Annotated in this window: 20 protein-coding genes, 1 tRNA gene and 1 pseudogene; 5 read left to right on the top strand and 17 right to left on the bottom strand. The window is 35.3% G+C overall.

Going from position 1 to position 22,417, the window contains the following annotated elements; all coding sequences use genetic code 11:
• Positions 1 to 73: 73 nt before the first annotated feature.
• Positions 74 to 790: an aquaporin Z gene (gene aqpZ / locus GFU89_RS08285; protein ID WP_318847161.1), complete on the top strand. Its 717-nt coding sequence runs from the start codon at positions 74 to 76 to the stop codon at positions 788 to 790.
• A 293-nt stretch (positions 791 to 1,083) separates the two neighbouring features.
• Here the strand turns inward: aqpZ and GFU89_RS08280 are convergent, their stop codons facing one another.
• From GFU89_RS08280 to aceB, 12 genes are all read right to left on the bottom strand, one after another.
• The gene (locus GFU89_RS08280; RefSeq protein WP_318846679.1) at positions 1,084 to 1,629 is read right to left on the bottom strand and encodes a hypothetical protein; all 546 of its coding nucleotides are present in this window, start codon (positions 1,627 to 1,629) and stop codon (positions 1,084 to 1,086) included.
• A 199-nt stretch (positions 1,630 to 1,828) separates the two neighbouring features.
• The gene (locus GFU89_RS08275) at positions 1,829 to 2,821 is read right to left on the bottom strand and encodes an acyl transferase (protein WP_318846678.1); all 993 of its coding nucleotides are present in this window, start codon (positions 2,819 to 2,821) and stop codon (positions 1,829 to 1,831) included.
• Between the two features lie 193 nt (positions 2,822 to 3,014).
• Complete coding sequence (locus GFU89_RS08270) at positions 3,015 to 3,785, bottom strand: UDP-2,3-diacylglucosamine diphosphatase (protein WP_318846677.1); 771 nt, start codon at positions 3,783 to 3,785, stop codon at positions 3,015 to 3,017.
• Between the two features lie 20 nt (positions 3,786 to 3,805).
• Complete coding sequence (locus GFU89_RS08265) at positions 3,806 to 4,252, bottom strand: 6-pyruvoyl trahydropterin synthase family protein (protein WP_047386591.1); 447 nt, start codon at positions 4,250 to 4,252, stop codon at positions 3,806 to 3,808.
• An 89-nt stretch (positions 4,253 to 4,341) separates the two neighbouring features.
• On the bottom strand, positions 4,342 to 5,559 hold the full coding sequence (locus tag GFU89_RS08260; RefSeq protein WP_318846676.1) for an erythromycin esterase family protein: 1,218 nt from the start codon (positions 5,557 to 5,559) through the stop codon (positions 4,342 to 4,344).
• A 262-nt stretch (positions 5,560 to 5,821) separates the two neighbouring features.
• The gene (locus GFU89_RS08255; RefSeq protein WP_318846675.1) at positions 5,822 to 7,264 is read right to left on the bottom strand and encodes a serine hydrolase; all 1,443 of its coding nucleotides are present in this window, start codon (positions 7,262 to 7,264) and stop codon (positions 5,822 to 5,824) included.
• 72 nt (positions 7,265 to 7,336) lie between these two features.
• The gene (locus GFU89_RS08250; protein WP_318846674.1) at positions 7,337 to 7,723 is read right to left on the bottom strand and encodes a hypothetical protein; all 387 of its coding nucleotides are present in this window, start codon (positions 7,721 to 7,723) and stop codon (positions 7,337 to 7,339) included.
• A gap of 36 nt (positions 7,724 to 7,759) precedes the next feature.
• A complete protein-coding gene (locus tag GFU89_RS08245) occupies positions 7,760 to 8,926 on the bottom strand; it encodes a hypothetical protein (RefSeq protein WP_318846673.1) in 1,167 nt (388 codons plus the stop codon).
• Positions 8,927 to 9,014: 88 nt separating this feature from the next.
• Positions 9,015 to 9,407 carry a thioesterase family protein gene (locus GFU89_RS08240; RefSeq protein ID WP_318846672.1) on the bottom strand — a complete coding sequence of 131 codons (393 nt, stop codon included), beginning with the start codon at positions 9,405 to 9,407 and terminating at the stop codon, positions 9,015 to 9,017.
• Positions 9,408 to 9,543: 136 nt separating this feature from the next.
• On the bottom strand, positions 9,544 to 10,116 hold the full coding sequence (locus GFU89_RS08235) for an OmpH family outer membrane protein (protein ID WP_318846671.1): 573 nt from the start codon (positions 10,114 to 10,116) through the stop codon (positions 9,544 to 9,546).
• A gap of 180 nt (positions 10,117 to 10,296) precedes the next feature.
• The gene (aceA, locus tag GFU89_RS08230; protein WP_413228588.1) at positions 10,297 to 11,580 is read right to left on the bottom strand and encodes an isocitrate lyase; all 1,284 of its coding nucleotides are present in this window, start codon (positions 11,578 to 11,580) and stop codon (positions 10,297 to 10,299) included.
• 103 nt (positions 11,581 to 11,683) lie between these two features.
• Entirely contained in the window at positions 11,684 to 13,258 is a 1,575-nt protein-coding gene (gene aceB, locus GFU89_RS08225) for a malate synthase A (RefSeq protein ID WP_318846669.1), read from the bottom strand.
• A 126-nt stretch (positions 13,259 to 13,384) separates the two neighbouring features.
• On the opposite strand from aceB, the gene GFU89_RS08220 reads away from it, so the two are divergent.
• From GFU89_RS08220 to GFU89_RS08210, 3 genes are all read left to right on the top strand, one after another.
• Positions 13,385 to 14,863 (top strand): helix-turn-helix transcriptional regulator, encoded by a 1,479-nt coding sequence (locus tag GFU89_RS08220; RefSeq protein ID WP_318846668.1) that lies wholly within the window; start codon positions 13,385 to 13,387, stop codon positions 14,861 to 14,863.
• A gap of 140 nt (positions 14,864 to 15,003) precedes the next feature.
• Complete coding sequence (locus GFU89_RS08215) at positions 15,004 to 15,657, top strand: ComF family protein (RefSeq protein ID WP_318846667.1); 654 nt, start codon at positions 15,004 to 15,006, stop codon at positions 15,655 to 15,657.
• 153 nt (positions 15,658 to 15,810) lie between these two features.
• Complete coding sequence (locus tag GFU89_RS08210; protein WP_318846666.1) at positions 15,811 to 16,497, top strand: alpha/beta hydrolase; 687 nt, start codon at positions 15,811 to 15,813, stop codon at positions 16,495 to 16,497.
• Position 16,498: 1 nt separating this feature from the next.
• Here GFU89_RS08210 and upp read toward each other — a convergent pair whose 3' ends face one another.
• Both upp and der read right to left on the bottom strand, forming a co-directional pair.
• Positions 16,499 to 17,149 carry a uracil phosphoribosyltransferase gene (gene upp / locus GFU89_RS08205; protein ID WP_318846665.1) on the bottom strand — a complete coding sequence of 217 codons (651 nt, stop codon included), beginning with the start codon at positions 17,147 to 17,149 and terminating at the stop codon, positions 16,499 to 16,501.
• A gap of 243 nt (positions 17,150 to 17,392) precedes the next feature.
• Complete coding sequence (gene der, locus GFU89_RS08200) at positions 17,393 to 18,703, bottom strand: ribosome biogenesis GTPase Der (protein ID WP_318846664.1); 1,311 nt, start codon at positions 18,701 to 18,703, stop codon at positions 17,393 to 17,395.
• A gap of 375 nt (positions 18,704 to 19,078) precedes the next feature.
• Between der and GFU89_RS08195 the strand changes: the two genes are divergently transcribed.
• A tRNA-Gln gene (locus tag GFU89_RS08195) sits at positions 19,079 to 19,149 on the top strand.
• Between the two features lie 586 nt (positions 19,150 to 19,735).
• Here the strand turns inward: GFU89_RS08195 and GFU89_RS08190 are convergent.
• From GFU89_RS08190 to GFU89_RS08180, 3 genes and pseudogenes are all read right to left on the bottom strand, one after another.
• A pseudogene (locus GFU89_RS08190) lies at positions 19,736 to 20,674 on the bottom strand (recombinase family protein); the annotation flags it as partial.
• Between the two features lie 45 nt (positions 20,675 to 20,719).
• Positions 20,720 to 20,881 (bottom strand): hypothetical protein, encoded by a 162-nt coding sequence (locus tag GFU89_RS08185; protein WP_318846663.1) that lies wholly within the window; start codon positions 20,879 to 20,881, stop codon positions 20,720 to 20,722.
• 440 nt (positions 20,882 to 21,321) lie between these two features.
• Positions 21,322 to 22,416 carry a hypothetical protein gene (locus GFU89_RS08180; RefSeq protein WP_318846662.1) on the bottom strand — a complete coding sequence of 365 codons (1,095 nt, stop codon included), beginning with the start codon at positions 22,414 to 22,416 and terminating at the stop codon, positions 21,322 to 21,324.
• Position 22,417: the final 1 nt, after the last annotated feature.

Below are 22,417 nucleotides of genomic sequence, written 5' to 3'. Positions count from 1 at the left end.
TTTTTCAATTTTAACTTTTTACTTTAAGATTTAAATTTTACATTTGAGATACATTTAAATAATAAACAACATGATAAAAAAACTTTTCGCTGAATTTTTCGGCACATTTTGGCTTGTTTTCGGAGGGTGTGGAAGCGCTGTTTTCGCAGCTGGCGTTCCCAACATTGGCATCGGACTTTTAGGAGTTGCTTTAGCCTTTGGTCTTACTGTTCTTACGATGGCTTACGCTGTAGGCCACATCTCAGGAGGACACTTTAATCCGGCTGTTTCTTTTGGACTGTTAGCAGGGGGAAGATTTCCTGCAAAAGACCTTATTCCTTACATTGTAGCTCAGTGTCTGGGAGCTATTGTAGCAGCAGGATGTCTGTATACAATCCTTAATGGTGCGGGAGCGGTAGAATTCTCAAAACCCGGAGATTTTGCCACGAACTTTTACGGAGAGGCCGTTTACAACGGAAAAGCTTTCAGTATGGGAGCCGCATTCCTGGCTGAGTTTTTATTAACTGCCTTTTTTCTTATTGTGATCATGGGAGCTACGGATAAATGGGCCAACGGTAAATTTGCCGGTCTTGCTATCGGTCTTGCTCTTACTTTGATTCACCTGATCTCTATTCCTATTACGAATACTTCTGTAAACCCTGCAAGATCACTTTCGCAGGCTGTATTTGTGGGTGGAACTGCCATGTCACAGCTTTGGCTGTTCTGGGTAGCCCCTATTTTAGGAGGAGTTGTAGGAGGATTGATCTACAAGTTCTTACTTCAGAGAGATACTGCAGAAATTGCAGATTAATTTTTAGAACAATATTCAAATATAAAATCCTGTCAGGCGGCAGGATTTTTTTATGTTCTGATCACAAATAAACTATTCTAATTTCTTAAAACGCAAAGTATTTATATGAGAATCTTTTTATTTAAAGTGAGCAACGTGATAACGCCTGCGTCGTTGATGAAGCAATACATTTTAGGTCTGCTTAATAAGAATCAATGAAATGGATTCTGTCTTTGCTTCTTTAAAATATTAAAAAGTGTAAACTAAACTTTGCGTTTACATCATATTGATAAGCTTATCAGAATCTTCTGGTTTTATTTCAGTTTTTTAATATCAAAAGGATTTTTGAATATCAGCTCTTCATGCTTTCCTTTGATTTCCATTTTACGCTGAAGAAGATTGAGTGCCATTTTTCTGATAAAAAGGTCTTTGTCATTCAGTTTCCAATAAGAATCTTCGTGAAGCTTTTTGGGTGGACGTATCAGATAAAATTCGGTTTCCCAGGTGTCTGCATTATGGTAAAATTCAATGATGCCGCAATGTTCGGGAATATGCACCGCATCTACCATTCCCATCGGGAGCAAAAAGCTAAAAGAATTACAGATATAATCGCCACAGGAGATCTTATCATGTTTCAGAAATTTTTCTCCGGTATCTTTATTGAGATATGATTTTTTGAAATCATTTTTAAAATCACTTTTCGAAAACTTGATCTCAATTTCATGACTTCCTCCTTCTGAATTTATGATCAGAATATCTGCTTCCCAATCGGCCTGAAAATAATTGGTCAGTACAATTTCTTTTTCAAAATCACAATGGGAATGAATGTAGGCGTGTATGAGTTCTTCTATTTTGATCATGAAATGATGATAAAATGTGAAAATATTTAATAATAAAATATTATAAAACGCAATGTTTCTTAAATTACCAACTGCTTACAATGTTCGCAAGGGCGTTTCACTCAGTAAAGTTGTAAGTTATATTCAATTATTATTCACTAATAAAAATTGACAAGCGAAGCAAATTGACTATTCACAATTGAATTTTACTTTCAGCTTCTTAGCTTACCAGCAGACTGCATCCTCTGATATCAGAATGATCTATTCTTCCCAATACCTGAAACTTATCACCTACAATTTTACCTAAATCCTGTGTCGCAATAAATGAGCAGGAATGGGTATTGGCAAGATCAATGATATTAATAGCGCCTGTTCTTCCTTTTTTTTCGTAGGATAGAGGATCTTCTGCATTCCGAACCATAATTCTCATCCAGTTCGGACATTCATACTCATTATTTCCAAGGGAATATGCCTGTGAAAGCAGTTCCGTCATGGAATATTCTGAGTAAATTTTATCTGTTTTAAGGCCGTCCTGTAAGATTTTCAGCAATTCATCTTTCGTCATTTCTTCTTTTCTCCCTTTCATTCCTCCGGTTTCAATGACTATCAAGTTTTCAGGAAAATTCAGCGATTCTTCGCCGTGTTCAGAATGACAGTAGTCCAGAAAGTCAAGAAGTGCAAAAGAAACTCCGAATAGAATTACTTTTTTATCCTGAAGTTTATTCAATAACTCAAAAAGATCAGAATGGTTATAAAGGAAATATCCGTTTTCAGGTTTATCAGATTTCTTCATCAGATAGTCTACCATATAGATCAATGATGAACTCTGTTTTTCCAGATAACTTGGAAGTAAGCCCAGAAAAATAAAATCTTCGGGTTTCCCAATAAACTGTTCAAAACTTTTATAAATACTTTCTTCATAAAGTTTCGGATCTGCGATGAAATGTTTTGAAAGATTCATCTGCGTTGTTCCTGAACTCTGAAAAAACAGATCGGTTGTTATATTTTTGTCCAGAATCTGATGATTTTTGAACATTTCGATTGGCAAAAACGGAATCTTTACCAAACTATCCACCTCATCAGGATTAATATTCAGAAAGTTGACGAATTTCCTGTATATTTCAACATTTTCATATTGATAACGAAATGTTTTCAATGATGCATTCAGAAAATCCTGTTCAGTCTGTATATTGAATATATTTTTTAATTCCATAACCTTTTAGCACCTTATCACCTCAGTATAAGGTATTTATAAAGATAAAATATTGATATTTAATAATTTTTTAATCTACAAAACCTATTTTGGTAGGCTTATTGCACATACCTAAACGGAATATGGATTAAAAACAAGAGTGGGTTTCGGCCCGTTCGAAAGTTACCTCTTTTTAGGGGTAATTTTTTTTGTTTTATTTTTCAAAAGTCTTCAGTTCAAAATCCTTTTCAAAAACCCCGTAGGTAAAATAGGAAATCCAGTCTCCGAGGTTGATATATTTTGAATTCTGCTCCAGATCAAGTACCATTGGAAGGTGTCTGTGTCCATAAATGAAGTAATCTATCTTCTCAGTCTTCAATTTTTCTTTGGAGTAAATGATCAGAAACTCTTTATCTTCTCCCAGAAATGCTTTGTCTTCTTCTCCGGAGATCATTTTATTTTTTTGGGAAAGGTACAATGCAACTTTCATCGCAATATCGGGATGCAGCCATTTGAAGAACCATTGTGCCACCGGATTTGTGAATAATTTTTTCATTCTTTTATATCCTTTGTCACCAGGCCCTAAACCGTCTCCATGAGCCAGCAAAAACTGCTTTCCTCCCATTTCAAAATACTGTTTCTGATAAAATACAGTGCAGCCAATTTCCTCTTCCAGATAATCTTTCATCCACAGATCATGGTTTCCGACAAAGAAATAGATATGAATTCCTCTGTCTTTAAGTTCTGCAATTTTTCCGAGAACCCGGATATATCCTTTGGGAACCACATGTTTCCATTCGTGCCAGAAGTCAAAAAGATCACCCATTAAAAACAAAACCTGGGCATCTTCTTTGATCTCATTCATCCAGCGTATAAATTTTTCTTCACGCACTTTACTCTCACTGGGTGTGGGAGCTCCAAAATGCTGATCTGAAGCGAAATATACTTTTTTTCCAGGTTCTAAATTAATTGTTGTTTTTAACACCTTCTGAGTTTTGGGGTAAATTATTGATTATCTTCTGCAAACCATTCTCCATAAGAGTTTTCTGTCTCATGAAGTTTAAGATAGGCTAAAGAAATTCCATCAGGAAGTTTTGATTTTACTTTGGCAGCAATAGCGTACAACATGTTTTCACAAGTTGGCTGGAAGCTGCAATAGATTACTTTATGCCCTTTCTGTTCCAGGTCATCTCCCAATTCTTTGTGTGGAGACAAGGCATTTACAAGAACCGCATGGTCCCATACATCTACAATTTCGGAATTTACGATACTTTTGATATCTCCGAAATCTACCACCATTCCATTTTTAGGATTTTCAATATCATTGATCGGTTTTCCTTTCACTGTTACGAACAGCTTATAGGAATGTCCATGCATATTTTTACACTTCCCATCGTAGTTGTAAAGCACGTGAGCTGTTTCAAATGTAAAAATTTTTGTAATACGTATCATACTGCAAAGATATAATAAAACGGTCTAACTTGAAAAAGCCAGACCATGTATAAATTGATTCACGAAATCTATTGAAAATCCTCTTGAGTTTACTCTGCAAATAAGTGTTCTGCTGCGTTTGTATGTTTTATAAAAATTACTCCGTCAAAACATTCGTTCAACTTAAGAGGTTCTGTGATGGTAAATTTTTCTGTCGCTGGTGTTATAGGGTTGTATCCCAGAAGTCTCATTTTAAAAGCCCTTCCGTATATTTCTTCATTACTGCTGCGGAAGTCTACAAAATAGTTTTCATTTTTTTTGCTTCCTAATTTCTCTTCCCAGCTATTTTCCAATTGTTTTGGGAGTGGATAGGAGGTGTATTTATTATTCTTTACTGCACGGGGATCTGCAGTAGCACTATAGGTTCCTAAAACAGTAGATGTTGCCAATGCGTAATATTTGTTTCCGTATTTTTCTTTTAAATATCCTCCCATACCATCTACCAGTATAGGTTTCAATGCAACGTGTCCGTCATGTGCAAAAAGGATCATTTTTTGATCATACCCTGACTGAATATTTTTAATCATCTCGGCCATGATAAAATCTCTGGATACCTCATAATTTTTTTTGCTCGCTTCATAAGGTATTTTAAATCCAAGCTCAAGATGCTCTAATGCCAGTTTTGAACTTAAATCCATTTTCTTACCATATAAACTATCCAGCTTTTTAGTCAGTAAATATCCTTCTGTTCCATTTTTTATCACTTCCTTCATATCCAATCTGAAAGATGGATCGTTTTGTTTTTCCCACATTCCATCCTGTACTATTGCCTTCTTTTGAACTTCTCCTGCTATATCAGAATAGTCTTTTCCAAAATTGTCCGATTTTTTCAGAATTTCAGCACTCCTCGTGAGAGCATCAGTATCGAATCCGGAAATGATTACTTTGTCTTTATGATTCTTATTATAGGTTCTTATCCACTCCAAAAGCGTATTAATTTCTTTTGTCTGCCAGATAGAAGTCATATATTTTTTCAGTGCAACTTTTATATCAACATCAGAGTTAACCGCCTCATTAAGAAACGAAGCATCACCGTAAGAACTTTCAAAGGCTACAATTCTAAAACCGTTTTTGCTAATCAGCTGTTTTGAGATTTCACTTCTTATTTCATTAAACTCTTTGGTTCCATGTGTTCCTTCTCCCAGCCCAACGATAAGATTGTCTTTTAAATGTTCACTAATTTTCTTTATCGCCTTAGTTTCGTTTGTATGGTCTGTAAAGGGAGTTTGAAATTGTACTTCTCCTTTTGTATTTTGCGAAAATCCCATAGAGGAAATTAATATGAGATTGAGTAAAAAATATTTCTTTAACATTGTATAATTTTCAATGGCTTATTCTTACCTAAAACGGTATAAAAGCCTTATTCATTACTGTAAATTTAGAATAAATTATAACAAAATTCTCTTCAAAAAATTACATTAACCCTTCATTAACTCACTCAATTTCTACCTCACAGATTATCAAAACAATATATTTTAATTACTCTCTCAAAGCTTTTTATCTTTTTGTTTCTACACTCAATCCTCCTTTTTAATCTATTTTAAAGGTTAAATTATTATCCGGAGTTCCATCAATATTGAGAGCATTGTAAGGCACAGAAAGCCAGCCGTTTTTATTCATTACAAATTTGAATTGGTAGGTTTTCCCTTTTTCAAACTGAGATTTTGGTACTACCAGCTCAAAAGTATTGTTCTTTTTCAGTTTCATACAATAGGTCTTATCATCAGGATTCCAATCATTAAATGAACCTGTAACTGATATATTTTTGATAAATTCTATGCTTTGCTTTTCAGGAAATTGGTAGGAAAAAATAACATTTTCTTTTTCTGTGCGATATCCATAGATTTCTTTTTTAAGATCAGGATGAACAAGAGGTTTAGATTTTGTATATTCTTCTGCCAGCGTGTAAGGATTCAGCAAACTCTTATCCATGATCCCCATAATCTGATTGATCATCTGATACATCACCGCAGATTCTTTATATCCGTTGTACATCAATACAACAGCCCTATTTTTTTCAGGAAAAATTCTGTATACACTTACATTTCCACCAGAAAAATGATAGGACTTTACATTATTAAAAGTTCCCATATCCCAGCCATGAGTAAAGATGATATTTTTATCTTTATATTCAAACGGTTTCCACATCAGCTCTTGTGTGGAAGGCTTTAGAAAATCATTTTTGCTCAAATGAATACTCCACTGTAAAAACGCAGGTAATGTAATCGCCAAACCATTAGCTGAATGCGCTCTTCTCCCTTCTACAAATGTAGATTTATCGTATTGATGCTTATCCTTGTTGTAAATATATTTTACGATTCTGTTTGGAATTTTTTCAATAGAATTAGATGAAAACACGACCTGATTTCTTAAATCTGAAAACTGTTTGTTGATAATATAGTCTTCATATTTTTCTCCGGTTACTTTTTCAATGATCATGGTGACCAGCATGTAGTTGGTCTGATTGTATCTATAATCACTTCCTGTTTCAAATTCCATTTTCTCTTTTGATAACCGAGCAATTACTTCAGCATTGGCAGCATCCACGGGAATATCAGTGAAACGGATCCAGTCCGGCAGCCCTGAAGAATGGGATACAAGATTTTTCACCTGAACATTTTGCCACTCTGCCGGTACATTGTCAATATATTTTGAAATTTTATCTTCTAAAGATACTTTTCCCTGCTCTATGAGCTGAAAGAGGCCAATATTTGACATTAATTTTGTAGTAGAATAGATTCTGAACATGGAATTGGCATCTACTTTTTTATCAGTCTCTAAGGTTTCCGTTCCGTAATATTTCTGGAAAGTTATTTTATTATTCGTAACAATACCTACGGCCATTCCTGGTATCTCATTGATTTGAATAACCTTTTTTATATAATTTTCTATTTCTTTTGACTGGTCAGCTGTCTGACTGTAACCCGTGAAGAAGAAACTTAAAAAAAGTATCGTTAAAATGGATAGTTTCATGGTAATTTTTGTTTGATATTTCTCTATTAAAAACAATTGTAAGCCTTATTATATTACATTGAAGAAAAACCTTTATTTTTCAGGAGTTAATTTGTCCGTTTCAAAACCTAATTCATTTAAATAATGAAGTCCGTTTTGTATTTCTATTGAATTGGAACCTAACCATCCTTTTTCTAATCCCAATAAAATAAACTTTTTGATGTATTTGGGTTCATTAAGATTGACCTCATCTTCCGAGCCTGTCATTTTATTTGTCAACTTAACACCTGATTTTAAAGGCTGTCCCATCATATAATCATCAGCAGTCAAGAATGTAATGATTAAAGGTGTTTTTTTCTTCCCACTTAAAAAGATTTTTACAGTCAGCGTATTGGTTTCCGTTTCAGAATGGAATTGGTCTGTTACATTATATAGATACTCATTATTATTAATGGTGATTTTCCTCAATTTATTTTTCATTGCTCCATTTTCATTCAACCTATTTCTAGCTGAACTTTATTTTATTCTTTTTTCAAATCTATGAATGACTTTGTAGTCTTTATCATTAATCACAATATCATAATTTCCTTTATCAAGGATTAAAAAACGCTTGTCTTTAGCTGTTCTAATTTCAATGATATCGACAGGAATTCCTTTCTGTTCAAACTCTCCTTTTCTGTAAGCAAAAACCATAACCGGATATGTTGAAAGTTGAGCAGCCGGAATTTTATAAAACTTTCGGTTTTCTTTCAGCATCCAATCTGGTCTGCCTTTGATATATTTTGTAACGGGATGAATGATCTTGATATCTGTATACAATTCTTTGTCTTCACCGTTATAGATCATTTCTTTATCATCTTTCAAAACAACAGGAACAGAATTGTTTACCAATCTCAAAATTGGTTCATTATATTTCGGGGAACTTCTTTCTGAAAACTGAGTTTGGTCAATCGTCAATGGATTGATACCTGTTAAATCTGAAAGTCGGCCAGCCATCGTTTTTTCCCAGGATTTATGAACTCCTTCATAAGCATGTTGGTACCCGCAATAGATCAGATATTTTCCTTCCTGATTTTGCTGCATACAATCAGAGATATTTTTTGCTTCTCCAATTTCCCTTTCTTTATTATTGCCTTCGGCTTCGTAAGGAAAAAGCTTGAACCCAATTTTCAGGGCATTATAAATGAAATTCCCGAATTCCGGTTCTTTGGAATAATATCCGCTGTTGAGGGTAGCAAATTTTACGGTATTTAAAGAGTCTCCTTCCAGTGTTTCGATGCCTAAATATCGATATCCTTTGTCATACAACCCCTGAAGCAACGAGGATGCAAAGGTTCTGTGACTGGCATTGTGATGGGCTTCATTGATGATGATGATTTTCTCATTGGCTGCCTTTTTCAGAATATATTCTTTTGCATTGAAGGGAATTAATTTCGTAAACCTCAGACTATCAGCAGTATTTAACTTTTTCACTCTTCCGAAAGTCTGGTCCCAACTTTCCAGTGCAGGCTTATAGTGTCCGCTTATGGAGTAATATGTTGCCCCCATCTGACTTCTCCAGGACTGACTTTGGGCAGGATCTTCCACCTTCTTTTTAATATCATCAGAAAATAAGTATGGATTTTCCTGACTATAAGCCTCTATGCTCAACAATAGTAAAGCCAGTGAATAAAAGAATTTCATGTTATTTAGTTTTTTTATTGAATGTTGTTGGTTAAAAATAAAAAAATCAAAGTTCTATTTCCTACTCTGATTTTAATTTTTCACCAGTTTAAAAAAATTTCTCCAGCCAGTCACTTTCCAGACGTTTGATTTTCTTGGTTTCCGGATCAAAGAGAATCCAGAGCGTACTTGAGTCTACCACAAGTTCATCATTGCAGTAAAATTCGACTTTTCTTGGTTGTTTGGCACCTTCAGGAGCTATAGGATAGGTTCTTACTGTGATTGTGTCACTAAGATAAACCTGTTTTTTATATTGGATATGGTGATCCAGAAGCATCCAGGCATCGTTTACATATTCGCTTTGGTGTTTTAGAAGATCCCAGTGTTCTGCAGCCACTTCTTCCACCCAATGCACATATTGTACATTATTTACATGATTGTTCTGATCAATATGTTCTTCGGTTACCTTTATCTGTTTTTCGTACATTAAATTCATGTTCATGAAAAGTTTACTCAAATTTATCATTTTAAAACAGAACTTTCTCAGTCCTGGGGAAACAAAACTTCTATTTTCTAAAATAAAAAAACGGAACCAGACACTCTCTGATTCCGTTCAATATTCTAGTATATTGAAATTCTTATTTAGATTTCCCAGCCGGCTTAGCAGCAGTTGCTGTAGCCCCTAATTTATTTTTTACAATAGCGGTAATATCTTCACTTCCGTCTGTATACAGTAAGTTATTAGAATCTTGTGCTGCTGTATCAAACACATAGCTTAGATTTTTTTCTTTAGCTACAGCAAAAATAGCTTCTCTTACTTTCTTTTGCAATGGAGTAAGCATTTCATTTTGCTTAGCAGAAATATCTTTAGCAGCCTGCGCTCTTGTTTCTTCTATCTTTTTACCTAAACCTTGTAATTCAGTTTGTGCAGCAATCAGTTCCTTAGTTACAGCTTCTTTGTTTGCCTCGCTTAAAGTTTTTTCTTTATCCTGAGCTGTTTTTAGCTTAGTCTGATAATCATTGATCAGCTTTTCAATTTCAGTCTGTTTTGTTTTAGTCAGATTATCAATTGTAGTTCCTATAGTTTTTACTTCAGATAAACTTGCAAAAATGTCTTCCGTGTTTACACTTCCAATCTTCTGTTGAGCATTCGCAGCGTTTGCAGTAAGTGTTAATCCTAATGTAATAAAAAGTACTTTAATTAAATTCATTTTTTAATAATATTTTTTCGTCCCCAAATATAATTCAAATTTCAATTACTTAGTATATGACATTCATTCCTTTATTATTTTAGAATTTGAATGAAGTAAAAACAGACTCACCACTTCTTTGAACAAAGAAAAACCTCCCCAAAAGGAAGGTTTAACATCAAAAAAATATGGAAAAAATGATTAATGGAATTGTGCGGTTTCCGTAGAATCTTTCATCGCTACGGTAGCTGAAGAGCCATTTGTAACAACATTTTGTATTTCGTCAAAATACCCTGTCCCTACAAAAGACTGATGCTTCACCGCTCTGAATCCTTTCTGCTGAAGGGCAAACTCGCGCTCCTGCAGTTCTGAGTATCCAGCCATTCCTCTTTCTTTATAAGCTAATGCCAGCTCAAACATTGCCGTATTCAAAGCATGGAATCCTGCCAATGTAATAAACTGGAACTTATATCCCATTTTTGCAAGCTCTTCACGGAAAGTAGACATCTCTTCTACACTCAGCCTTGCAGCCCAGTTAAATGAAGGGGAACAGTTATAAGCAAGCATTTTCCCGGGAAATTTTGCATGAATCCCTTCTGCAAATCTTCTTGCCTGTTCCAGATCCGGATTTGAAGTTTCCATCCAGATCAGATCTGCATATGGCGCATAGGACAAACCTCTGTCGATTCCCTGTTCTACTCCGTTTCTTACTACATAAAATCCTTCTGCAGTTCTTTCTCCTGTCACGAATTTTTTATCTCTGTCATCAATATCAGAAGTCAGTAGATCTGCTGCATCCGCATCTGTTCTTGCAATAATAAGGCTTGGAACTCCCAGTACATCGGCAGCCAGACGTGCTGCAATCAGTTTGTTGATCGCCTCTTGCGTTGGCACCAATACTTTTCCACCCAGATGTCCGCATTTTTTTGCAGAAGAAAGCTGATCTTCAAAGTGTACACCGGCTGCACCAGCTTCTATCATCTGCTTCATCAGTTCAAAGGCATTCAGATTACCTCCAAAACCTGCTTCTGCATCTGCAATGATAGGCACCAGATATTCTTTATCTCCAACTCCGCTCACAGATTGTACCTGGTCTGCTCTCAGTAACGCATTATTAATTTTCTTTACCACAGAAGGCACTGAATTGGCAGGATACAGGGATTGATCGGGATACATTTCTCCTGATAAATTAGCATCTGCAGCTACCTGCCAACCTGAAAGATAAATAGCTTCCAGCCCGGCATCTACTTCCTGTACAGCCTGATTCCCCGTAAGGGCTCCAAGTCCTGCCACATAATCCTGGTTGTTTAATTTATTCCAGAATTTTTTGGACATTTCTGTAGCAATGGTATACTCTATGGTATAAGAACCGCGAAGTTTCAAAACGTCTGCTGCAGTATAAGGTCTTTTCACACCGTTCCAGCGTGGGTTTGTCAGCCAGTCTTGTTCTATAGCCTGGATTTGTTCTTGTCTTGTTTTCATAATATTTGGATTTTGTTGTTTAGGGTTGGGGGTTCGAGATGCGGGATTCGGGGTACGAGGTTCGAGATATAATTCTCAAACTTTCAAACACTCCTACTCTCTTAATCTAAATAAAAGGATATGCTTTCAAAGTTAGGAATTCTTCAAAATTTTCACAGAAGATCAGTTCATTGAAAAGTTCTTTGGCAAGATTGAATTTTCCGTTTTTGAAACGGGTTTCTCCAACATACTTTTCAATCTTGTCCATTTCTTCACTTTCCCACTGTAAAATCATATGGCGGGTCAGTGTTCTGTCATCACTTAATACCGCTTCGTTTTTCAGCCACTGCCAGATCTGTGTTCTTGAAATCTCTGCAGTTGCTGCATCTTCCATCAGATTATAAATAGCGGCAGCACCGGTTCCCATCAGCCAGCTTTCAAGGTAAAGAATTCCTACATTGATATTTTTTCTGACTCCTTTTTCGGTAATATCACCTTTAGGAATTTCCAACAGGTTACTTTCTGTTATATGATATTCAAATTTTTTGTCGATCTGATTTTTGGAAGGCATATACTGGTCAAAAATTTCTTTTGCCACTGAAACTAATGCTGGATGTGCTACCCAGGTTCCGTCGTGACCGTTTTTCACTTCCCTTTCTTTATCATTTCTTACTTTTTCAAAAGCAAGATTATTAGCTTCATCATTGTCCTTTACCGGAATTTGAGCTGCCATTCCGCCAATCGCATGTACATTTCTTTTATGACATATTTCGATAACTCTTTTTGAATAGGCACTCATAAAAGGAGAAGTCATGGTCACCTGATCTCTGTCCGGTACAATAAACTCTGGAAGGTTTCTGAATTTTTTGATATAGGAAAAAATATAATCCCATCTGCCACAATTCAGTCCGGCACTGTGCTCTTTTAATTCAAATAAAATTTCATCAATCTGAAATGATGCAGTAATGGTTTCTATTAAAACTGTCGCTTTAATTGTTCCCTGCTGAATTCCCAGATAATCCTGGGCAAAAACAAAAACCTCATTCCACCAGCGGGCTTCTTTATAATGTTCCAGTTTCGGAAGGTAGAAGTAAGGACCGCTTCCTTTCTCTAAAAGCGACTTTGCATTTCTGAAAAAATAAAGTCCAAAATCAATCAGCGAGCCGGAAGCTTTTTCACCATTGATTTCAATATGCTTCTCCGGGAGATGAAGCCCGCGGGGGCGAACCAGCAAAACTGCAGTTTTTTCATTAAGCGTATAGGCTTTCCCTGTTTCGTTTACAAAATCAATAGTACGATTAATAGCATCAGAAAGATTAATCTGCCCCTGAATACAGTTTTCCCACACCGGCGAACTGCTGTCTTCAAAATCGGCCATAAACGTAGATGCTCCGGAATTCAAAGCATTGATAATCATCTTTCGGTCTACAGGTCCTGTAATCTCTACTCTCCTGTCCAACAAATCTTCAGGCAGCGGCGCGCATACCCAATTTCCATTTCGGATCTCTTCTGTTTCTTTTAAAAATTCAGGAAGATTTCCCTGATCAAAATTCTGCTGTGTATTTTTTCTCTCTTTTAAAAGTTCAAGTCTTTTAGGATTAAAATTCTGATGAAGTGCAATCAGAAAATCTACCAAATCCGGAGTAAAAACTGCTTCAAACTGCTTCTGTTCTTTTATTTCTAATTGAGTCTTGGTTTCCATAACATATTGATTTTGTGATTTGATATTACAAACATAAATAAAAATATTCACAAATAGCGAACGTTCGCTAAATTTATTTAAAATTTATTATGCGAATAATCGCATCTATTTATTTATATTTGAGTAATGAATTCAGAAAGCGACTTTATCAAAACAGTTTTCGGGCTAAAACTGAAACAGCAAAGACAAAAGAAAAACTGGTCTCTGCAGGATCTTGCTGTAAAGACAGGATTATCAAAATCTTATCTTAACGAAATTGAAAACGGAAAAAAATATCCCAAACACGATAAGATCATTCAGCTTTCTGATGCACTGAGCTGTACTTTTGATGATCTGGTTTCTACTAAACTTGATAAAAGCTTAGCGCCCTTCAATGAAATTCTACAATCGGATTTCTTCAAAGAAGTTCCATTAGAGCTGTTCGGGATCAACAAAAACAACCTTATCAGTATCATCAGTGATGCTCCAAAAAAAGTGACGGCTTTCATCAATGCTCTGATCGAAATTTCTCAGAATTATAATCTTGGTAAGGAAAGATTTTATTTTGCTGTATTAAGGTCATTCCAGGAATTGTATGACAATTATTTTCCGGAAATTGAAGAAAAAGTAAATCTGTTTACTCAGGAAAACAATATAAAACCCGGAAAAAATTTAAAGTCTGAGGTACTTGAAAAAATTCTTACAGAAAAGTTCAGCTATACAATTCAATCTGAAGATTTTGAAAAATACGGAACTCTGGATAATCTTCGTTCGCTTTTTATTCCGGAGAAAAAATTATTACTGCTCAACCAAAAACTGGAAAAAGATCAGAAAACATTTATCCTCGCAAAAGAAATCGGATTCAATGTTCTTGAGCTAAAAACACGCCCGAATACATATTCATGGCTTGACTTCGGAAGTTTTGAGGAAATTCTGAACAACTTTTACGCTTCTTATTTTGCGGGTGCTTTATTAATTTCAAAAGAGCCTGTCATTGAGAAAACATCAGAATTTTTTCAAAATAATACATGGGAATCTAAAAATTTTGAAAACCTCATCAACAGTTTTACCCGTTCTCCTGAAACATTCTACTATCGACTGACTAATATTCTTTCAGCAGAAATAGGAATTAAGGATTTATTTTATCTGTGTCTGGTAAAAAAGAAGAATTCGGATAGGATTCAGATTTTAAAAGAACTTCATCTGAACCATCAGCAGGCACCTCACGCCAACGCTACCAACGAGCATTACTGCAGAAGATGGATTGCCGTGAAAAATCTCGATCATTTAAAAGAAAATGAAACTCTGACTGATGCTCAAATATCTCATTATAAAGATCAGGGAATAAGTTATATGGTCATTTCCACTTCACAAAAGAATCCTTTTTCGGATGGAAGCAACAGAAGTTACTGTCTTGGTATTTTATTGAATTCCCAGACGATTAAAAAAATAAGTTTTATAAAATCTCCTTCTCTGAAAACGATCAATGTTGGAGTAACCTGTGAATCCTGCAGCATTGCAGATTGCGAAGTAAGACAAGCGCCACCGGTAAGACTGGAAAAGGAGCATTTTAATTTAAGCATGAAAAGTTCTGTGGAGAAGATAAGGAAGAGGTTTGAGAATTAATTGGTGAATCGTGAATCGTCAATACGCTTCGCTTGTGAATTTTAATACTGTTGTTAACCTTCTATTCCACTAACTTACGAAGTAGAATTGACTATTCACTTAATTATCTTTTATTTCCTATCTTAGTACAAAACACACTTATGATACTGGATATATTGTTTCCCAACCGCTGCATCCACTGCAACAGAATTATTGATTCTGAGCTTTTGGTATGTGACCTTTGTTTCAGCCAGATTTATTTTACCCACTATTCCTATTTTGAAAACAATCCGATTAAAGAAAAATGCAGTTTGTTTTTCCCTGTTGAAAACACCTTTGCTTTGCTACAGTTTGAAAAGGAAAGCTTAAGCCGGCAGATCATCCATGAACTGAAATACAAAGGCCGGGAAAAAGCAGGAAAGATTATTGCAGACTGGACAACAGAACGCCTGAACTTTAAGAACGAGAAACCTGATCTTTTGGTAAGTGTACCGCTTCATCCAAAGAAACTCAAAGAGCGTGGATATAATCAGCTTCATTTATTCACAGAAACTTTAGCGGCATTTTATGACATTCCTTTTGATCATCAATTAATCAAAAGAAATCATTATTCAAAGGCACAGGCTTTAAAAGATAAGAAACACAGATTGGAAGCTGTCAATACATTCTCTATCACACAACCTGTCGACGGAAAGCATATTCTTCTGATTGATGATGTTTTTACCACAGGAAATACCGTTTCATCAGTAGCATGGGAGATTTTAAATGCCGGGAATAATAAAGTAAGTGTGCTGGTAATGGCGATGGATGTTTAAAAGAGGTAAGGGATAGGAGTTTCGGGATTCGGGATTCTTGATCATATTCAAAAATATTATCAAACTCTAGGGCTCTCAAATTCTCCTACACACTTACCCAATCTATTTTCACCATTCAATTCTTTTTCCTAATTTTCCGGAAACTAAACAACTATGCCACATCTGCTTTTATTACACGGAGCTTTAGGTCACAGCGACATTTTTACGCCTTATCTGAGTACTTTATCTCAATATTTTACGGTACACACTCCTTTGTTTTCAGGACATGGAAATATGGAACTTCCAGCTGGGGGCATTAGTATTGAAAAATATACTCAGGAATTATCAGAATATTGTGAAGTAAATAATTTGACAGATATATCTATTTTCGGGCATAGTATGGGAGGGTATGCAGCACTTTGTTATGCAATGAAAAATCCTGAAAATGTAAATTCTATTATCACGCTGGGAACAAAGTTTGACTGGACTGAGGAGCAGGCTTTGAAAGAAAGTAAAATGCTTAATCCTGATATCATTCTTGAAAAAATTCCGCAATATGCCCAACTTTTAGAAGCACAGCACGGATCAAAATGGAAGCAGCTTCTACCAGCTATAGCTGATTTGATGATTGATCTAGGCAAAAATCCTCCGTTGGAAAATAATTTTGCCACGATTAATATTCCTATTCAAATCATGGTGGGAGATAAAGATAATATGGTAACTATTGAAGAAAATTTAAGGGTTTACAGAAGTCTTCCGAATGCAAAATTGGCCGTACTTCCAGAGACAAAACATCCGCTGGATAAAGTACGACCAAGTCTATTGTTGAATTTAATAAAAGATTTTTGGAATCTTTCTTAAATTATCTTTGAAGTTTTTCTCCGTAGCTAAGATCTCCGGCATCTCCTAAACCAGGAGTAATATACCCTTTTGATGTTAACTCTTCATCTATGGCTCCTACCCAGATATGAGCTTCAGGATAAGCATTCTGAATTGTTTCCACTCCCTGTCTTGAAGCAATTGCTGCTACAATATGAAGCTGGGTTGGGTTTCCATTGGTTAACAAATCTTTGATTGCTTCAATTAAAGAAGCTCCTGTGGCCAACATGGGATCTGCAACAATCAAAGGTCTGCCTTCAATGCTTGGGCAAGTCAGATAATCCTGTTTGATCGAGAAATAATCGTTGGCATCGTGCTTTCTGTAAGCAGCTACAAAACCACAGTCTGCTCTGTCAAGATAGTTCAGAATTCCTTCAAACAAAGGAACTCCTGCTCTTAAAATAGTTGTAATAACCGGCTGTACAGCAATTTCCCTACTTTTTATTGTATCTAAAGGAGTTTGAATTTCAACTTCTCTGTACTCCAGTCCTTTACTGATTTCAAAAGCGGCAATCTCTCCGATTCTCTCCATATTTCTTCTGAATCTCATTCGGTCATGCTGGATATTAACGTTTCTAAGTTCGTTAATCCATTCATTGACAAGAGAAAAGTTTTGCGATAAAATAGTAAGCATGAAAATTTATTTTTAATTTCAGTTAATTGATATTAATTCCTGCAAAATTACAACTAAAAAACGAATTGAAAGATTGGGCCTGGGAGAAATAAAGTATATTAGGAAAATACATCTATCACTCTATACAGCTATTTTTAAATGATGAAACGGATAATTTTAAGGGTGAATACTCAGCTTTTGACTTAGAATTAAAAAAATCCGGCAAGTAAACTTACCGGATTTTCTTTCGAACAATTGTTCTTATTATTTCTGTCTGAAATACACTTCAATCGGAATTCCGGTAAACCCGAATTCTTTTCTCAACTGATTTTCAGTAAATCTTTTATAAGGTTCTTTCACATATTGTGGAAGGTTACAGAAAAATACAAACTGTGGTGACGGCGTAGGAAGCTGAACACAATATTTGATTTTGATATATTTTCCTTTCAATGCCGGTGGTGGTGTATTTTCGAAAATTGGAAGCATTACTTCATTCAGTTTTGAAGTTTTAATTTTCTTCTTACGATCTTCATAAACCTGCATGGCTACTTCTACAGCTTTTAAGATTCTCTGCTTCGTTAAAGCCGAAACAAATAAGATTGGAATATCCTGGAACTGACCGATTTTGTCCTTGATTAATTTCTCGAAATCACGCATTGTATTCGTCTGCTTGTCTTCAATCAAATCCCACTTATTAACAAGAATTACAATTCCTTTTCTGTTTTTCTGAGCCAATCCGAAGATGTTCATATCCTGAGATTCCCATCCTTGTGTAGCATCCACCATAATGATTACTACGTCAGAATATTCGATAGAACGGATAGATCTCATTACGGAATAGAATTCAAGGTCTTCGTTTACCTTAGATTTTCTTCTCATCCCTGCAGTATCTACCAATACAAACTCATGTCCGAATTTATTATATAAAGTCTGGATACTGTCTCTTGTAGTTCCTGCAATATCAGTTACGATGTTTCTTTCAACATCCAATAAAGCATTTGTCATCGTAGATTTCCCTACGTTTGGACGGCCTGCAATGGTAATTTTAGGCAATCCTTCAAAAGGATCTTTGTATTCTGTTGTTGGGAAGTCTCTAACGATATCATCTAAGATTTCTCCTGTTCCTGAACCGGTAGCAGAAGAAAGAGTGTAATATTTATCAATTCCTAACTGGTAAAATTCTGTTGCCGGAAGTTCTTCTTTAGCAGAATCTACTTTATTGATAACAATATAAATTGGTTTATTGGATCTTCTTAGTAAGCTGTAAATTTCGTAGTCTGTATCAGTAAGTCCTTCTTCCACATTCATCATAAAGATAATAGAGGTAGCTTCTTCTACGGCCAATTGTACCTGCTTACGAATTTCTTCTTCGAAGATATCATCTGTACCTACATCATAACCTCCAGTATCAATTACCGTAAAATCTACTCCGTTCCAGTCTGATTTTCCGTAGTGACGGTCTCTGGTAACACCAGCTGTAGAATCTACAATAGCTTCTCTTCTTTCTAATAAACGATTAAAAAGCGTAGATTTTCCTACGTTGGGACGTCCAACGATTGCGACAATATTTGACATAAAAAATGTTTAATAATCCTTCTGCTTATGCTCAGGATATGTTATTAATGGGTTACTCCAACTTTTGGAGCCCAATTTTTTGCAAAGATAAGATTTTATTATTTAACAAGATACTTCGGGATGGAAGCTGGAATAAGGAGGCTGTAAGTTACTATTCAGCGGATAAATTACAATAATTGCCCGCTTTAAAATTGAATAAACAAATATCCAAAATCCGCTATTTTACGATCAAGGTAAGTTTTTTTGAAAATTTTTATCAAAAAATAATTATTTGGCAATCAATACATAAAGCAGTTACTCCTGTATTATGTTAATTAATCTTTAATTTTGATTTTCATATTTAAAATAAATTCTATAATTTCGCATCATCGAAACAGACCTATAGTGTAACGGTAGCACTCCGGTTTTTGGTACCGTCAGTCGGGGTTCGAATCCCTGTGGGTCTACATAGCAGGAGAAATGATTATTATTATCGTTTCTCCTGTTTTTATTTGGTGATAATCCATTGTTTATCTGAAAGATATAGTGGGCTACAGCATTAATTCTTGTGGTTCGATAATGATTTCCATCAAATTCAAGTTTTTCAGGAAAAATCGAACCAATAATTTGTCGCTTAACTGCAATATCCCCTTCTGTATAGACTTTCCAAATATTTGTAAGCGTTTCTAATGCTTTTTCCAGTAGCTTTGGTATATCTACTTTATTTTCTATCGGCTTATCATTTAATTGTGTTTCTAGTTTTTCAATCTGCTCTTTATATTCTTTTTTTATTTCAAGATATTCTTCATCGGTAATTATTTCGGAAAGAAGTTTATTTCTTACCAGAGAAATCCTTGAATTCAACCTATCTATCTCATCGGATATCTTCTTTCTTTCATCATGTGGGGCTTTTATAAATTTCTGATAGTTATCCAGAAATACTTTTTCTATAAGCTTTTTTGCAGGCTCAGTCATTTCCAATTGCTTTAATCCTTCTTCAAAAACCGAATTGACCAATTCTGCTCTATGACGGAATCCACAGGCTGCATTGCAATGATAATAGTAATATCTGTTATTTCTCCCTTTCGAAGCGCTTGCAGTAATATTTTTTCCACATTTAGGACATACCAAGAAACCCCGTAATGGAAAATGCTCACCGGAAAGAATTTTAGTATTAGGCCGCTGGAGTCTCCTTTTACCGTCCATTATTTCTTGCACTCTGTTGAATAGTTCCTCACTGATTAAAGCTTCATGCTGACCCTCTACAAAATGAGCTTCTTCATCTTTGTGTTTTTCTAAAAATACTTTCCCATAGTATATAGGATTTCTTATTGCCACATGAAAAGATGTTCTGCTCACCTTTTTAATTGTTAATTCATTGACTCTTTTTCTGATTTGATTAGAGGCCAATAGCCCCTTTGCAATCTCATTAAAAGCCCAGTTCATTGCTGATGCTTCAGGTTCTTGCAGTACAATATACTTTTCACCATTTTCCCTGCTTTTATTAGCATAGCCAAATGGTGCTTTTCCCATAACCCTTCCTTCTTTTTTTGCCCTACGCATTCCATAAAACACGTTTAGCGCCCTTCTGTCATTTTCGACTTCAGGCGCTGCCAAATAAATTGCGAGCATCATTTTATTTTCGGGAATAGAAAGGTCTAAAGGCTGATCAACAGCCTGTGGTTCTATTCCTAATTTTGCAAGTGTACTTATCATTTGATATGCATCCCCAGCATTACGGCTGAAACGGTCCCATTTAGTAAATAGAATAAGGTTTGTCTTACAACTTTTCTTTTTAAGTGTAGTTAAAAGTCTTATCCAGCCGGGGCGATTAAATGATTTTGCGGAATGGTCTTCGTAGATTATTTGTCCTATAGAGATATTGTTAGATGAACAATATTTTTTTAAACGATCCTCCTGATCTCTTTGTGAATATCCTTTGTCTGCCTGTTCATCAGTAGAAACACGGATGTATAAATCTGCTACCTTCATAATTTTCATGTTTAGTAAATATTAGAGGATAGCTTTAGAAATACATTATTCAGAACCGAGGTACTTTCTAATAACAGCCAAGGTAAGAGTGTACAGAAACTCCATGATTAATTCTGCCTCTTTCTCTGTTATTTCCATGCCTTCGTTTTGAAAGAATTCTATCACCTCCTCAATGGGTATTTTTTTTATTTTCTTATCCTCCAGCACTCTGTATAAATTTCAAATAAAATTATTAGCGAAATTGAATAATAATTTTATTCGGCATTGAAGGAATATCTATGTCTTTTAATGGCTTTATTTTAAAGCTAGTATTTTCCCTCACAAAAGAATCGGAAGTTCCACCTTATCTACATTTCAATTAGATTATTATCCATCTACAGCTATGAAGAAATTTTAATCAATTTCTTACTTTTACTCAGGTAAGTAAATTTTTCCTGATTACACTTATCACCTAATCAATAGCTAAGCCTCTTGTTTTTATTCCCAACATTTCTCTAAAGCGTTTTTATGTTTCTTCCCTGATGCATTTTCTTTCCATATCATTCATATAAAAAAGAGCCCACGCCGTTGTATATACTACTAAAGTATTTAGTGAGTGTTTATAACCTCACCCTACGGGTGTACAAGCACCCTCATTATTTTTTCAGCTATCCAATGATTAATTCGATCCCGGCTTTTTCTGCTTTATATTTTATTTTAGTCTGTAATTCATAGTAGCTCCAGTTGCGAAGCACAAACTCATTATCTTTTGCAATACCAATTTTATCTTCCTGATTTTTAAGAATAAGTGTGCCTGCTTGCTGCTGGATGCAGAAATCGATAAGCTTCCGGCTGTACACATGAAGCCGATGGTTTACATACCGGCTCTCCAAATTTTCTGTTTTATAAAGTGCCTTCTGTTTGCGTTTAACTCCATTTCCTGCACGAGCATAGGTGATACCTTCTTGAATCCTTTTCTGACTTGCCTGAATGGCAAGCCTGCGATACAAAAACTCTTCTTTTGAGCCAATATTGATTCGCACATTGCCAGCTTTTGCCACTATTGGATGTTCCAAAGACAGGGAGGCTTCAGCAATGATTTCAGGTTGTAAAAGGTGTTTTTCTTTTTCAAATTCAAATACTGCCAGCCAAAAGATTTTCCCGGCTTTAAGTTGGATCTGTGAGGTGCAAAGCTTTATTTCACCCCTTAAAAGGCGTTCCATTATAAGGCGCTTATCAGAGAAGTCTTTTCCTAAATATGTTTTAACCGGAATAGCAAACATGTTGAAGCAAAATGCTTTCTTTTCAGGATCATACTTTATTTTGCTCATACATTTAACCGGAAGTGGAATGGGGATATCTTTTTTAAAATTCCTCAAAGATTTTAAGCCCTGCCAGTAGTCAGCTTTGTTTTTAGAAAAAGTAGATTGAATCGTATTATTCAGGCTTCCCAGAATATCGGTAGGGATTTCCCCTTTAAACTTGTCAAAAGCCATACGTGCCGTTGTGTTTGTTTTCGAACGTGTAAATATTCCTATTTGATCTTTGTTTGCATCGGCCAGCTTGTATTGGATTTCTTCGGTGAAGTAAAAGAAATCCTTAATCATTTCCTGAACATACAGATGGGAAACAATAAAATTAGCTGCTCGGAAACACCGGTTCTGAAAACGATAGAGCTTGTCCCACATTTCGTTTTTTTGATTGGAAGGAACGTCAATCAGCATCTGAATTTTTCGGGTAAGTGTAATCGTTGATTTTTCCATT

The organism is Chryseobacterium sp. JV558 (assembly GCF_033712365.1).
GTDB lineage: Bacteria > Bacteroidota > Bacteroidia > Flavobacteriales > Weeksellaceae > Chryseobacterium.
This window is presented reverse-complemented; position numbering and strand designations above follow the sequence as displayed.